The organism is Singulisphaera rosea (assembly GCF_054877945.1).
On sequence record NZ_JBTYIP020000037.1, the window covers coordinates 42,327 to 55,623 of the forward strand.

The window sequence follows — 13,297 nt, forward strand, 5'->3', positions numbered from 1 at the left end:
CCGGCAAGAGTTGTCGGCGTCGAGCGCGTCAGAAACCCGTCTTTTTTTAAGAAAGAACGGGTTTCGGGACCGCCGCCGAGTGGAACGAGGAGCGGGCCCGATGGAAATGTCCTACGTCGTCGACTGGTCCCGCGAGGCGATCCGCCTGGCGATCCTGCTGAGCGGCCCGCCGCTGGGCGTGGCCTTGCTGGTCGGCCTGGTGGTCGGCGTCGTGCAGACGATGACCCAGATGCACGAGCCGGTGGTCGGCCTGGTCCCCCGGCTCGTCGCGGTGCTCTTCGTCGTCATGCTGATCCTGCCCTGGCTCCTGGGGAGTTGGGTCGCGTTCGCCACCCAGTTGATCGAGTCGATCCCGGGGTCATTCTGACGAGGCGACCGAAGCGGGCGTGCCGGCCCCGGCCTCAGGAGGAGTCTGCCATGGACGCGAAGACGGGTCGAACCCTCGGGCCGACGAGCCCGGACCGATGACGCCGATCGAACTCGCCTGGTTGCTCGGGCAAGCCGGGACGGGGGCGTTGGTGCTCTCGAGGGTCCTCGGGCTGGCCTGGACCGCCCCGGGCCTGGCGGTCCCGGGCGCGGATTGGCGGTCCCGCCTGGCCCTGGCCCTGGTCCTCGGGGCGATCCTGGTCCCGGCGGTCTCGGCGCAGGTCGCCGTCCCGATCGGCCTGGAAGCTTTGGGGAAGGCGTGTCTGCTCGAGGCCTTGGTCGGCGCGGGGCTCGGGTGGTCGGCCGCCCTGATCGTGGCCGGGGCGAGGCAGGCCGGCGAGATCGTCGGGGCCCAGGCCGGGCTCTCGGCCGCCTCCCTCTTCGACCCCGACGCCGGTGAAGAAATGACGGCCCTCGGGCACTGGTACGGCCTCGTGGCCCTGGCGATCTTCCTCGCGCTCGACGGCCCGCTCGTCCTCGTCCAGGCGCTCGTCGAGAGCTACCGAGTCGCGCCCGTCGGAGGCGTGACCCTGTCGGAGGAGACGGCGACGTTGGCCTTCGCCCGAGTCGGCCAGGCCCTGGAGCTGGCGCTCCGCGCCGCCGCGCCGCCGGCCCTGGCGTTGGCCCTTGCGGGAGTCGCACTCGGGCTACTCGGCAAGGCCGCACCTTCGCTGCCGCTCGTGACCCTGTCGATGCCCGTCCGTTCGGTGATCGGCCTGATCGTGGTCGGCCTCGGCATGGCGACCCTGGCCGTCACGATCGCTGGGGCCTGGACGTCCTGGCCGGGGGGAGGCTGAAGCCATGTCCGAGTCCGAAGATCGGACCCAATCCCCTTCGAAACAGCGCCTCCAGCGGGCCCGCGAGCTCGGGCAGGTGGCCCACAGCCCCGAGCTGACCGGCGCCTCGGCCCTGCTCGCGGCGGTGGCGCTTCTGGGGGCCTTCGGCGACGACCTGGCCCTGGCCCTGGTATCGCTGTTGCGTGGGCCCTTCGAGGGCATGCCCCCCCTCTCGGCCGACCCTGGCGAAGTCGTCGCCCTCCTGCGCCGGCAGGCCCTCGCGGTGGCCTGGCCGCTGGGCCTCATCATCGCGGGGGCCTCGGCCGCCGCCGTGGCGGTCCACCAGGCGCAGGTCGGCGGCCTCTGGGTTCCCGGCCTGGCCCTCCCCGACCCCGAGCGGCTCTGGAGCCTCGGGCGAGGCCCCGGCCTCGCGGCGCGGGGAGCCCGGACCTTCTGGGCCATCATCAAGACGGCCGTCGTCCTGGCCGCCGCCGTCTGGTCGATCCGAGCAGGCTGGCCGGCGTCCCAGGCCTTCGCCGAGCTCGAAACCCCGGCCCTCGCCTCGGCCGTTGGCCACGCCCTCCGCAGCCTCGCCCTGACCCTCGCCTCCGCGACCTTGGCGTTGGGCCTCATCGACTTCGCCCTGCAGCGCCGACGGCTCGAAGCCCGGCTGATGATGACCCCCGACGAACAGCGCGAGGACATGCGCTCGATGGAAGGCGACCCCGCCCTCCGTGCCCGCCGTCGCCGACTCGCCCGGAGCTGGCGAGGCGACTCCGCCGAGATCCTCACCGGCGCCTCCCTCGTCCTCCAGGGCCCTCGAGGCCTGACCCTCATCCTCGGAGGAGGCCCCCCCCCTCGGCGTGTCTCCGTCCGCTCCGCCTTGCAGGGCAGCTCGGGCCTGACCCTCCGCGTCGCCTCCGAGAAGGCCAAGATCCCCTCCGTCGACGCGCCCGACCTCGCCCGCAAACTCGCCGGCCGCTCCGCCCCCGCGCTCCCCATCCCTCCCGAGTTGATGACCGAGCTGGCCTCGATCTGGCCGACGGCCCCGGAACGCTGAAAGTCGATGGACGCGAGCCTGGAACGCTTGGCCGAATTGCTGCCCGAGCGTTGGGCGTCGGGGCAACCCGAGCACGTGCTGCTGAGCCACCGCCTGGAGGAATCGCGTCAGAAGGAGCGTCCACGGGATGAACGGCGTGCCGATCGACGAACCGCGTGATGGGGGCACAGCTTTGCAGCCGCGGAAAAGGCAGCGTGGATGGACGGTGCCTGGACCGTAATGGGACTTCGATAGGGCCACGACGTTCCCGTCGTGGATAGCCTCCGGCCTCGAATGTTCACGCCCCGAGGGTTAGCGATAAACCCTCGGAGATCGGTCGGTCAGGATTTGCTGTAAAAATCCTTGTCGGCGACTCCGTCCTCGGCTCTCAGCTTGAACTTCTTTCGAACGCCACGCAGGTAACAGGCAAGGACATCTTTGCCGTGAGTTGGGATGGGATACGTGAAAATTCCGCCATCCATCTCTTTGCTGAAGAGGATGTGCGAGCCCGTTCCTCTTTGCTCCGACCACCCCACACCGTATCGGTTGAGAATCGACTTGAGATCGGCCATCTTGATCGTACGGTCGGCCATCAGGCGTCCTCAGCGCAAGGCGAGTTCGGGAATGGTTCCTTCAAACTCCCGGGCTTCGACGCCATCGACTATAGGGAATGTCTCGCGAAGCTGCTGAACCTGGACTTGAAGTTGACCTTCTGCGATATCCTTCCCGGCCGCGAACATCTCGAGGAACTTGCCCTCAGCGGGGCTGAAGAGATTTGAGGGGTTCTTGTTTTCGATGGAAGCCGAGATCTGAAGGGCGATCGCCGCCGACAGATTCTCCAGTGCATCCTTCCTCGTCTCGCCATCTCCGAGCAGGTCGAATTCAAGGCAATGAGCGATCCAGTATTCTCCCTCTCGATAGAAAACCACTCGTAGGGATAGTCTGAGTTTCTGCATCTCACCGCCTCTCCGGGCCTTGCAGCCGAGCATCCCTGGCACTTTCGCAGTGCATCGGGGACGAATACGAGTGCGCTTCCCAGGATGACTGCCGTTCCACACCTCAGTATCCGTAGCAGGTCAACGCGAATCAAGTAGGGGACGTGGAATGGGAAGTACGTGATATCATCGCGCGATAGTGTCGGCGAATATCGTAAAATTTGATATTTGTTTACGTTTCTAATTAGATAAATCTGATGTGGACTTGCTGGCTATCAAGCGTCCACGGTGATCGCATGGGGCGGGCGAGCCTCGCATCGGCCGCCGCGTTGGCGACGAATCGCTCGGCTGAGGGGTCCCATTGGAGCGATTGGCCCGTGAGGATGGCGATGTTGCCGAGGTGGCTGACGCTGGCCGAACGATGCCCGATGCTTGCATCGCAGACGGGCGTATCTCGGGTCTTCACGCAGTCGAGGAAGTTCCGGATGTGATCGTCGGACGAGTGGAGGCGGATGGCATTCGCCGAGAGCGGCTCGTTAAGCAGCCGGGGGTCGCTCGCCTCGATCTTGGCACGGTCGACGAAGATCCAGCCCGCGTCGCCCGTGAAGAGGATCCCGTTCTTTCCCTTGGCCGAGCAGATCAGCTCGACGCTGTTCGCATAGGTGTAGGTGACCTTGAAGTCGGACGGCCAGTAGTAGGCATTGGGATCGGTGCCGACCGGGGTATTCTCGGCTGCGATGGTGACGGGACCTGTCTCGTCGGCCCCCATCGCCCACTGAGCGATGTCGTTGTGATGAACGCCCCAATCGGTGAGCTTCCCGCCGGAGTATTCGTACCACCAGCGGAAGTCGTATCGGCACCGTTCCTTGATGTAGGGGACGGCCGGCGCCTGCCCCAGCCATAGGTCCCAATCCAGCCCGCTCGGGACCGCCGAAGGGTAGAGCGGCTTGGGGCGCGGATTTGCACCGACGCGGGTCTCGATCCGGCTCAAACGGCCGATCCTACCGTTTCTCACCAGTTCGCAGGCCAGTCGGAAACGCGGGTCGGATCGCTGATGAGTTCCCACCTGGACGACCCGGCCCGTCGATTTGGCGACTCGGCTGTACGTTTTTCCTTCGTCGATCGTCAGCGTCAGCGGCTTCTCGCAGTAAACGTCCTTCCCCGCCCGCATCGCAGCGACGCCGATCAGCGTGTGCCAGTGGTCGGGCGTCGCGATCGTAATCGCGTCGATGTCCCGGCGCTGGAGCAGGTCCCGGAAGTCGTTGTAGCCGACGACCCCGTCGAGCTCGGATTTCTCGATCGCCGCCCGGAGACAGTCGGCGTCCACGTCGCACGCGGCGATCAGCTCGACGTCGGGGCGCTTCAGGACGGCCTCCGTCATGAGCCGATATCCCTGGCCGCCGACGCCGATCGCCGCCAACCCGATCCGTTCGCTCGGAGCGACCCGCTTCCGCGCGCGAGCCCGCTTCGCGCGGGCCCGATTCGCGACCTCGCGTGCATACCAGACGGGAAGGCCGGCCCCAAGCGTCAGCGACGCCATCGTGGCCCCGAGAAACCCGCGACGAGAAAGCATCCCATTCGGCATCGTCGACCCTCCCCGAACGCGTCCCGGCAAGACGCGGGATGATAGCATCCCTGCCGACCCGCACAAGCCGGACTTCGGCACGGAGGCGAGAGGTCGACGGCCTCGTTAGGCGCCAGACCATCGTAAAATTGTGAAGAGATTGATATAAAGCGTAGTTCGGAAATGTTTTAATTTTCTAGATGATTTAATCACGCTTCTGCATCTTCGAGCTCGTGCTCTGCGTCTTCGAAGTCCTGATCGTCGAATTTGAACGTCGCCTGCTCTTCCAGCCATTGCTTCCTTAGCCCGGAATTCGAGCGCATTGCCTCCTCCAACGCCTGAGTCTCACGGTACTGGCTTGCCTCGTATTCCAGCGTCCAAGTGCAGTCGATGCCGAGCTCGTCGATAACTTCCCTAAGTTCCTTCAGACTAACTTTGAAGAACTCTTTGCGCCTGTTAACTTTGTTGACTTGCCGTTCGACGAATCGCCGGTGCAGAATCGTTTCCAATGCCGGCGCGTCGTCGGACTTCAGCATCGCGTGCACATCGAACGGGAAAGGGACGCTCGCGTCGCTCAGTTCCCTGACACGCTCGGTGGGGTCGATCCGCCTCGTGAGGCCGATCTTATAGACGTTCTCGCCGAATGACCCGAGGTTGGATATGATGTAGACATGCCCCTGCTTCGTCTGCTGGGCCATCGAGATCGCTTTCTTACCCTTCTCCTCGGCCTCGGCGAGTTTGGCTCCCAACTCCATAATCTGAAGGTCGAGCTTAGCTCTCTCAGCGTCGCTCGCTTCCTCGAACTGCTTCCTAAGCTTGGCAATAGCCTTGTTGACCAACTCTTCCTCGCGCACGGCCTGTTTGATCGCCTTCTCAATCTCCTTTTTGGCCTTCTGTTCCTCCCTGATCTGCTCCCTGATCGCCCGCTGCTCTTCTCGGGATTTCTCTTTGATCTTCAGGACCGCCACACCCCACTTCACTTCATCGAGCCGAGCGTCGAGGTATTCCTCCTGGATGCGGGCGTTCTTATACACCTCACCGTCCAGGTTCACGATGGCGTAGGCGTCCTTGATCTCCTGAAGGAGTTTGCCCTGATTGCCGGGCTTCAGTCGTGAAAGGATCGTGTCAATCTTTCCGTTAAACGTGCCAAGGACGAACTTCAACGCGTGCTCTTTCTTCCATCCCTCGCTGTAGCCGCAGGTCGCGGCTGTGCCGTTCTCCTGCATGCGCTTGGTTCTCTCCCTTGCAAGTTTCAGCCGCGTACCGGCGTCCTGGAAGCCAAAATCCCCGGCGAGTTCGTCGAGTAAGTGGGTTGCCGGGATGATGAAGACACCGTCGTATTTTTTGATTCTGTTCTCAATGGCATGTATCGCGGCCTCATAGTCCCGAAGCTTGCCCTTGGCCTCGTAAGCCTCCCCGGCTATTTCCGTTGCACGATGGTCGGCTTTTTGTCGAATCTCCAAGGCATACGCGATGGCCTGCTCCAGGGTTGACTCGGCTTTGTCCCGCTTCTCTTTCGTGTCCTTGCGGGCTTTCGACGCCAGATCCTTTGCCTCTTTCTGGGCTTCATCGAGGGCGTTCTGGGCCTGCCACTTCGCCAACCGTAGCGACTCTGTCGCCTCGGATTTCAGCGTTTCCGCTTGGGACTTGATCTGTTGGCTACGATCCTGAGCCTCCGCCAAGGCGCGATGGACGATCTCTTCTGCCCGTCGGTTCGCGTCAGAAACCCTCTCGGTAGCCGCTCGGTCCGCCTCCGCCAGTTTTGCCTCGACCTCGGCTTGCGTTCGTCGGGCTTTTTCGACGACGTTCGGGATGTGCCTGATCTTTTCGAGTTTGGCAAGCTCGGAAGTATAGTCGTCTTCCTTGAGTCGCCAGTCGTCTTGCGCTGCTTTGATCTGCGTGGAAAGCTCGTTGGATCTGAGGAAGAAGAAGAGCGCGGCAGCAAATAGGCCCAGGCAGACGATGCCGAGGATCAGATATAGCATGAATAAGGTCCTGGCGTGACGGTTCTTTAAGTAGCCCCTAGTGTCATTGGGGAAGGCTATTATGAGGTGGGATATCACGGTGGGCAACGGTGAATATGCAAAGTGCCAAGCGTTGCATTTGCTTTGAATCGAGTTGTGGCTCGGCTCTCGTGGTCTACCTTCGTGGAAGTCTTCCCACTCCACGCTTCCCTCTGCCAGGGGTGCTCATTTCTTGGCTTTGACTTGACGGCCACTTTTCGCCAATTTCCCCGCCTGCGTCCATTGCTTGCCTCGCCTCGCCGTGGCCGCTATTCTCGTCAGCAGACGATGGCAATCCTCAACAGGGCCTCGACGCTGATGAAACTCCTGGGCAAGACGGCATTGGTGACGGGCGCGGCGAGAGGGATCGGGTGGGGGATCGCCCTGGAGCTCGCCAAGGGCGGGGCGGACGTGGCGATCAACGATCGCGATCGCACCGCCCAAGCTGAGGCCGCGGTCGAGGAGGTTCTGGCCCTGGGCCGTCGCTCGGCCCTGGTCGAAGGGGATGTCTTCCAGCGAGCAAGCTGCGAGCAGGTCGTGGCTCGGGCGATTGAGGCCCTGGGACGCATCGACATCCTGGTGAGCAATCCGGCGTTCAACCGCCGGGCCGATTTCCTCGACTACGACCCCGAGACGTTCGCCAGGGTGATCGACGGGACGCTCAGCAGCGGATTTCACATGGCCCAACTCGTGGCTCGCCACATGGTCGAGCGGGGCGGTGGCGGCAAGATCGTCTTCATCTCGAGCTGTCACGCGAAGACGCCCTATGCCCGAAGCGTCGCGTACAACGCCGCCAAGGCCGGGCTGAACCACATGGCGCTCACCATCGCCACCGAGCTTTATCGCCATCGGATCAACGTCAACGTGATCGAGCCGGGTTGGATCGACACACCGGGCGAACACGAGTCCTTCGGCAGCGAGGCGATCGCGAAAGCCGGCCCGACGCTACCCTGGGGTCGGCTCGGTACGCCCGAGGACATCGGAAAAGCGGCGGCATTCCTCGCCTCCGACGACGCCGATTACATCACCGGCGCAGCGATCCCTGTGGACGGCGGGATCTGGCTCCGATCGGCGTGGGAGTAAATGGAGACGCCTCGCTGAAGTCCACCGAGTCGTCTTCGGTTGACGCAGTGGGAGACTCACCACAAAGACACAAAGGGTCCCGAGAGGACATTGGAAAGGGATCCGTTCCCTTGGGGTACTGACCTTTGTGCCTTTGTGGTGAAAGAATCCTCGGCTGAGGGTTCGGTAGAGATTGGCGAGGAGTGTCAATCATTTCACCTTCCCGGCTCTGCACTGGCCGGTTCGGACCTCATCCCGGCCGTGTTCACGGCGATTACCTTATATGTATGGGTTGCACCGGGTCGTGCCGTCGTATCCGTGAATTCCATGGGGACGAGCGGTTGTGAAGGGGTGTCGCTGTACTGGAGGTTCTGGAAGAGGGGGCGTCCGAAGGGGTTGCTGGGCTTTTCGGGCAGCTTGGCGAGGAGCTCACCATCGCGTTCGATGACGAATCCGGCCAATCCGCTCTCGAGGTCGGCCGCGCACTCCCATCGCAGGGTCCCCCCGGAGACTCGCAGGTTCGTCGGGGCAGGCGGTGCGGTCGCGTCGGGCAGGTTGGTGTCCTTGACGTACGGCATCCAGGCCGACGCGATCGTCGGGTTTGGAAGCCATCCGGCCTTCAGGGGATCGCCGGTGAACTTTGCCACAGGGAACGCCTCGGTCCCGGTCGGGACGGCGAGCCAGGCGTCGCCGGCGGGCATGACGTTCAAGGGTTCGCCCGGCGTCTTCGGCAGGCGGGCGGTGAGGCAGGCGTCGAGCCAGGGGATCGCGAGATAGCGCTGATTGCCGCACTCGTGGCTGGTGAGCGGATCGACGGCCACCCCGACGAGGCCGCCTCGAGAGCGGACCTCGCCGAAGAAGACTTCGTTCGCGGGCCAGACCGCGGAGAATCGGCTGTCCTTGACCGTGACGCCTTCCTTCGTGCCGAGGTTGCACATCAACGGCACCGCGAGCGCCGCGTCGGGCAAGTTATGGACTTTGATCTCGGGCCGCTGCGGGTTCGGCTTGAGGAGGGGGACCCCCGAGCGCAGCCAGGCGGCCGCCACGCGTTCGGGGTGCATCATGACCATCCCACCCGCCCAGTGGCCACCGCCGCTGTGGCCCCAGAGCGCCCAGGGGACCTTGGCCAACTCGTCATGCCCGGACTTCGCCCCCAGGTCGGCCAGGGCCTTACGGAATGAATCGCTCGAACCGTTGCGTGGGTCGCACCACTTCTGGCAGTCGGCCGTCTCGGGCTGCTCGTAGGCCGGGGCCAGCAGCGCACAATCGTGACGCCTCGCCAGGGCCTGCCAGTGGAGGTCGTACGCCCCGGTGAGCCCGGACTTGCAAGACCCCTCGCCGCAGCCGTGCTGGTGGACGATCACCCCGCGCAGGGCCTTCACGCCCGGCGGGAACCAGGCGGTGTAGTTGACGCCGAAGGCAAGGCCACCAGGCTCCTTCGACGGCTCGTACCGCACCCGGTAATAGGGGGGATCGGCCGGAGGGAAGACGTCGTAGGGAGGCTGCTGGCCGTGGACTTCGGAGTTGGTGGCGACCGCGAGCAGGATGACGCAGATGGTCGAGCGGCGACAGGACGCAGGGCTCATGTGGGGCGTTCCGGGTCGAGTCGAGGGTAGGTGGTGCAGGCTCAGGGTTCGACCGATCGACGAGGATCGAGCTGGCGGCAAGGCCTGGGCGCGACGGTCACTTGTCCGTCTTTTCCCGTTTGGCCTCGATGTCGAACTCCCGCTTGTCGCCACCGAACTCGGTCTCACCTTTCCCCTTGAGCTTGTCGCCGTCGACCTTGAAGGTGTAGTCGATGGAGATCTCGTTATCCATGACCTTCCGTACGGCGGAAAACGTCAGGGTTCCTTCCTTGAATTTCAGATCCTTGAGCATCTCGTCCTTCTGGTTCGACCAGCTCATGGTCCCGGTGAGTTTATCTCCGTCCTTCTTGATCTCCAGGGTCGAGGTCCGCTGCTGGCCGCCGACCTCGTATTCGCAATTCCACGTCCCGACCGGATCGGCCGCCTTATCATCCGCCGCACCCGCCAGGCCGCAGACACCGAGGGCCAACGCCATTGAGATTGAGAGGATTGCCTTCATCATCGCCTCCGAGACCGTGGCGCGTCGGGGACGGCCCGAAGTAGACCGACTACCCGTCGCTGGCCGCGATTGTACCCGCGCGGCGAGCCGTAGCCAGGGCCTGGAACAGAGAGGATCCCTGATATGCAAAAGGGTTCATCGAGATTCGCCGAGGCTTTGACCGGCTCCCACGGAACAGTCTCGGAGGCGATTCCGCCACGTGTTGATCAAGGGGACGTGTCGAGCAAGTGAAGGCGCAGGAGCGGTGCGAGGACCTCGAGGCATCGCGTGATGGTAGCGTGGCCGAGTCGGAGGCGTCGGCTCTTTCGGTTGGGCCGCGTCCCGCGGGCCCTGGTCGTGGGATCTCCGGTTCCTTGTTGAGAGGGTCGTGTCGTCCCGGGGCATTGGGCATTCGATTAGGGGAATTGCAACCCGAGGTGCGCGGGAGAACTGCGTGATCCACCTCCACCAGCCTTGGTGGTTGTCGCTGCCATTGGTCCTTATCTGTCAAAATTCTGGTTCTGTCCAGGTTCTTGGCTCGATCTTTGATGCTGGTTGTGCGACAATTATTCGTTGTTCGCCGGTTGGATGCTGTGAGACTCCGAAGGCTGGAGGATCGATGATGGCTCCGAGGCGATTCGAACTGGGGATGTTGATTGCTCGATGCGTTAACTCGGCCGGTTCGGCCCCGTCGACGGCACTGCTCGCTGTAGGGATCGCCTTTGCCCCGGCGGGCTGCGTCGGCGCCGACGATCCGAACTCCGTTTCGCTGAAGTCCTCCCGGCCCGCACCGGCGGCGCGCGCCCAGGCCGACAGGTCCAGATCCGTCGTTCGCTCCCGAGTCCCGGAGAACAAGGGTGCTGCTATGAACCCGATCCTCTCAAAGCGTCTGGGGTCCTCAGCGAAGAAGATAGCAATGCGGTCGACGGGTAACGAAACGGTCTCCACCCTGATACAGGTCGCGTCCTCGATCGACCGTCTCGCCTTCGAGCGAGGCGTCACGGCCTACGGAGGGTCGGTGCGGTCCTGGTTGCCTGAGGCCAACCTGGTGACTGTGGACATCGGGGCCGGGCACCTCTCCGAACTGGCCGATCTTGACGGGGTCGTCCAGGTCGAGGCCGGCCAGAAGTATCGGAAATGAGCCGGCCCCGGCGGTGCGGAGGGTTGTCACTCAGGGGACGAGCCTGACCGCCGCGTCCGCGTCGATCAGGCCGAAGCCGAAGGCGATGTCGTATCCTGGCCCGGCGGCACCCGGGTGAGGGCGGGCCGCAGCGACCAGGATCTTGACGATCTGGGACGAAGTCAGGCGAGGTTCGCGTTGAAGCAAGAGGGCGGCGATTCCCGTGACGTGCGGGGCCGCCATACTGGTGCCGCTCATGCTGACGCGCATCGGGATCATCGTCCCGGGGAGTGCCGGGGCGGGGGCCGGCCGACCCCCTTGCGAATTCGACGAATGGATTTGCGTGCCCGGCGCGGCGACCTCCGGCTTGGTCCGGCCGTCCCGGGTCCTACCGCGACTGCTGGAGTCGCTGATGGCGATCGGCGGAGCATGGCGATAGTTGGCGACCGCGATGGCGCGCCGGGTGGTCGCAGGCGTACCCAGGGTCATTGTTGGGTCGAAGTCGGCCCCGTCGAAGATCGACTGGTCGGCGAAGTTGTTTGACAGGCTCCGCAGGTCGCGCTCGATGAAGGCGTCGAAACTCCCGTCCTGGGCTTCGATGGCGCGGATCTCGACAATCCAGACGCCGGACTGAATGACAGCGGGGACCGCCGCGTCAGGGCTGACTTCGATATAGACCCGAGCGTCCCCGTTCATGACGGTGAACCGCTCCGAGTCGACGAAGACCCGGTTTCCGCCGGGCATCGGGTGGTCGATTGGCGGAGCGTCGGGCGCGGCGAAAGGAGTGGCGTTGCCGGCAGGGTCGATGACGCGGACCTCGAAGCGGTCGCGTGACGAATACCAGATCTCCATCTCGTTGGGCGTACGGTCCGGTCCGGGGGGCGTCGGCCCGAAGGGGGGCGGGATCGGACCGCCAACCCGCCAGTGGAGGTTGCGGCTCGCGCCGAGGGCGATCACCCCGGAGGCGTGGGGCCGCCAAACATGCTCGTTCCCCGCGGCCACCACAAAAGCGCGACCCGGCTCGTCCAGGAGTCGGTCGATCGCCCTCTCCACGATACTCTCGCCGTCGTGGCTCCCACCGTTCTGCCCGAGACTCATGTTGATCACGCAGGGCAGGTGCAGCTCCTGGGCCTTCCGAAAAATATAAGCGACTGCCTCGGCCACGTGGACCGAGTCGGTAAACGTCGTCTGTTGGTCATTGGCGGCCGGCTGGACGAAGATGATCGTCGCTTCCGGGGCCATCCCGATGTAGTTGCCGGCTGGAAAAGCCGCGTCCCCCGACCGCCCATTCCCAGCGGCGATCCCCAGGACGTGCGTTCCGTGCTCCGAGAGTCCTGTGCTATGCCGGACCGTGACCCCAGATGATGGTACGAATCCGTTGGTGAAGTCGATATCGGCCGCCGTGTACTCGACCCCGTGGGCGAATCCGACCGGAGAACTCTCTCCTGCGATGGGCACGAGCGACTGATCCCAGAGGAACGCGATCCGGGTGGAACCGTTGGCATTCCGGAAGTCGTGCAGCGTGAAATCGCAGCCGAAATCGATGATCCCCACGATCACGTTCGCGCCCTTGAGATCGGGCCCCGGGGGAGGAGCCTGGACCAGGTCGGCCCGCGCCTCGGCCCGCGACGTATCGAGATCCATTCCGATCGGATGGCCCGCCGAGATGAACTGGATACCGGTGGTCGTTGAAAGGTCGCGTAGGCGATTTATCGGCACATTCACCGAATAGATATCATCGACAATCTTGGACCAGTCCAGGCCCGCCATCGCCGCCGGAATCTTGTCCCGGTCCAGCTTGACGAGGACGCGTTTGAAGAGTTTCTGGGTATCAGGGGCCTGTGTCGGCGTCAGGTCCTCGCTCGACGCGATGAAGGCGCTGGACACATCCGATCGAAGCCGGGAACCGGCAGCTCGATCCAGGTCGTAGACGAGACGGCGGAGCCTGGGATCGAGCGCCTTGGGACCGGTGAGAGGGGGCGGAGAGGAAGCGGCCGTTACCATTACTAGATACCTCTTCTACTAATACTTTTGGTGCCCATTACATATTTCAACCTGGATCAACTTACTCGGGCCGTGGCCCGCAGGAAACCCCTCTCCGTCCGAAGTCGTTGCTTTCGCACCCGGTTAGGGGGCGTCCCTGAGCGGAGCGGCTCTGCTAACCGTTCCTTGGTCGACGCGACCGACCTCGCCCGGAAACTGGCACCTGCTCCGCCCCTGCGCTTCCCATCCCGCCTGAGCTGTTGGCCGAACTGGCCGATGGCCCAGGAACGCAGAAAGCCTCGCCCGCGCCGACTTGGTCGACGCG

Annotated in this window: 12 protein-coding genes; 5 read left to right on the forward strand and 7 right to left on the reverse strand. The window is 64.1% G+C overall.

Annotated elements, in window-relative coordinates:
* Positions 1-100: 100 nt before the first annotated feature.
* The 3 genes from ACYOEI_RS36490 (at position 101) to ACYOEI_RS36500 (ending at position 2,262) form a co-directional block, all read left to right on the forward strand.
* Positions 101-367, forward strand: coding sequence for a flagellar biosynthetic protein FliQ (locus ACYOEI_RS36490; RefSeq protein ID WP_462855297.1), 267 nt, complete (start codon positions 101-103; stop codon positions 365-367).
* Between the two features lie 97 nt (positions 368-464).
* Entirely contained in the window at positions 465-1,223 is a 759-nt protein-coding gene (locus ACYOEI_RS36495) for a flagellar biosynthetic protein FliR (protein ID WP_462855298.1), read from the forward strand.
* Between the two features lie 4 nt (positions 1,224-1,227).
* Positions 1,228-2,262 carry an EscU/YscU/HrcU family type III secretion system export apparatus switch protein gene (locus ACYOEI_RS36500; protein WP_462855300.1) on the forward strand — a complete coding sequence of 345 codons (1,035 nt, stop codon included), beginning with the start codon at positions 1,228-1,230 and terminating at the stop codon, positions 2,260-2,262.
* 320 nt (positions 2,263-2,582) lie between these two features.
* Here the strand turns inward: ACYOEI_RS36500 and ACYOEI_RS36505 are convergent, their stop codons facing one another.
* The 4 genes from ACYOEI_RS36505 to ACYOEI_RS36520 form a co-directional block, all read right to left on the reverse strand.
* Positions 2,583-2,834, reverse strand: coding sequence for a type II toxin-antitoxin system HicA family toxin (locus ACYOEI_RS36505; protein WP_462855301.1), 252 nt, complete (start codon positions 2,832-2,834; stop codon positions 2,583-2,585).
* Between the two features lie 9 nt (positions 2,835-2,843).
* Positions 2,844-3,230 carry a type II toxin-antitoxin system HicB family antitoxin gene (locus ACYOEI_RS36510; protein WP_462855302.1) on the reverse strand — a complete coding sequence of 129 codons (387 nt, stop codon included), beginning with the start codon at positions 3,228-3,230 and terminating at the stop codon, positions 2,844-2,846.
* Between the two features lie 190 nt (positions 3,231-3,420).
* Positions 3,421-4,749: a Gfo/Idh/MocA family protein gene (locus ACYOEI_RS36515; protein WP_462855303.1), complete on the reverse strand. Its 1,329-nt coding sequence runs from the start codon at positions 4,747-4,749 to the stop codon at positions 3,421-3,423.
* Between the two features lie 200 nt (positions 4,750-4,949).
* Positions 4,950-6,725 carry a GIY-YIG nuclease family protein gene (locus ACYOEI_RS36520; RefSeq protein WP_462855304.1) on the reverse strand — a complete coding sequence of 592 codons (1,776 nt, stop codon included), beginning with the start codon at positions 6,723-6,725 and terminating at the stop codon, positions 4,950-4,952.
* A gap of 306 nt (positions 6,726-7,031) precedes the next feature.
* On the opposite strand from ACYOEI_RS36520, the gene ACYOEI_RS36525 reads away from it, so the two are divergent.
* Positions 7,032-7,826: an SDR family NAD(P)-dependent oxidoreductase gene (locus ACYOEI_RS36525; protein ID WP_462855306.1), complete on the forward strand. Its 795-nt coding sequence runs from the start codon at positions 7,032-7,034 to the stop codon at positions 7,824-7,826.
* A gap of 194 nt (positions 7,827-8,020) precedes the next feature.
* Here the strand turns inward: ACYOEI_RS36525 and ACYOEI_RS36530 are convergent, their stop codons facing one another.
* Together ACYOEI_RS36530 and ACYOEI_RS36535 are read right to left on the reverse strand one after the other, a co-directional pair.
* Positions 8,021-9,391, reverse strand: a complete 1,371-nt coding sequence (locus tag ACYOEI_RS36530) for an alpha/beta hydrolase family protein (RefSeq protein ID WP_462855307.1) — start codon at positions 9,389-9,391, stop codon at positions 8,021-8,023.
* 97 nt (positions 9,392-9,488) lie between these two features.
* Positions 9,489-9,893 carry a hypothetical protein gene (locus tag ACYOEI_RS36535; protein WP_462855309.1) on the reverse strand — a complete coding sequence of 135 codons (405 nt, stop codon included), beginning with the start codon at positions 9,891-9,893 and terminating at the stop codon, positions 9,489-9,491.
* Positions 9,894-10,734: 841 nt separating this feature from the next.
* On the opposite strand from ACYOEI_RS36535, the gene ACYOEI_RS36540 reads away from it, so the two are divergent.
* Positions 10,735-11,010 carry a hypothetical protein gene (locus ACYOEI_RS36540; RefSeq protein WP_462855310.1) on the forward strand — a complete coding sequence of 92 codons (276 nt, stop codon included), beginning with the start codon at positions 10,735-10,737 and terminating at the stop codon, positions 11,008-11,010.
* A gap of 30 nt (positions 11,011-11,040) precedes the next feature.
* On the opposite strand, the gene ACYOEI_RS36545 is transcribed toward ACYOEI_RS36540, so the two are convergent.
* The gene (locus tag ACYOEI_RS36545; RefSeq protein WP_462855311.1) at positions 11,041-12,993 is read right to left on the reverse strand and encodes a S8 family peptidase; all 1,953 of its coding nucleotides are present in this window, start codon (positions 12,991-12,993) and stop codon (positions 11,041-11,043) included.
* Positions 12,994-13,297 lie beyond the last annotated feature (304 nt).

Coding starts and splice junctions, on each gene's coding strand:
- ACYOEI_RS36530 (WP_462855307.1), bottom strand. CDS start 9,391: ATGAGCCCTGCGTCCTGTCGCCGCTCGACCATCTGCGTCATCCTGCTC.
- ACYOEI_RS36535 (WP_462855309.1), bottom strand. CDS start 9,893: ATGATGAAGGCAATCCTCTCAATCTCAATGGCGTTGGCCCTCGGTGTC.
- ACYOEI_RS36495 (WP_462855298.1), top strand. CDS start 465: ATGACGCCGATCGAACTCGCCTGGTTGCTCGGGCAAGCCGGGACGGGG.
- ACYOEI_RS36525 (WP_462855306.1), top strand. CDS start 7,032: ATGGCAATCCTCAACAGGGCCTCGACGCTGATGAAACTCCTGGGCAAG.
- ACYOEI_RS36515 (WP_462855303.1), bottom strand. CDS start 4,749: ATGCTTTCTCGTCGCGGGTTTCTCGGGGCCACGATGGCGTCGCTGACG.
- ACYOEI_RS36505 (WP_462855301.1), bottom strand. CDS start 2,834: ATGGCCGACCGTACGATCAAGATGGCCGATCTCAAGTCGATTCTCAAC.
- ACYOEI_RS36490 (WP_462855297.1), top strand. CDS start 101: ATGGAAATGTCCTACGTCGTCGACTGGTCCCGCGAGGCGATCCGCCTG.
- ACYOEI_RS36540 (WP_462855310.1), top strand. CDS start 10,735: ATGAACCCGATCCTCTCAAAGCGTCTGGGGTCCTCAGCGAAGAAGATA.
- ACYOEI_RS36510 (WP_462855302.1), bottom strand. CDS start 3,230: ATGCTCGGCTGCAAGGCCCGGAGAGGCGGTGAGATGCAGAAACTCAGA.
- ACYOEI_RS36520 (WP_462855304.1), bottom strand. CDS start 6,725: ATGCTATATCTGATCCTCGGCATCGTCTGCCTGGGCCTATTTGCTGCC.
- ACYOEI_RS36500 (WP_462855300.1), top strand. CDS start 1,228: ATGTCCGAGTCCGAAGATCGGACCCAATCCCCTTCGAAACAGCGCCTC.
- ACYOEI_RS36545 (WP_462855311.1), bottom strand. CDS start 12,993: ATGGTAACGGCCGCTTCCTCTCCGCCCCCTCTCACCGGTCCCAAGGCG.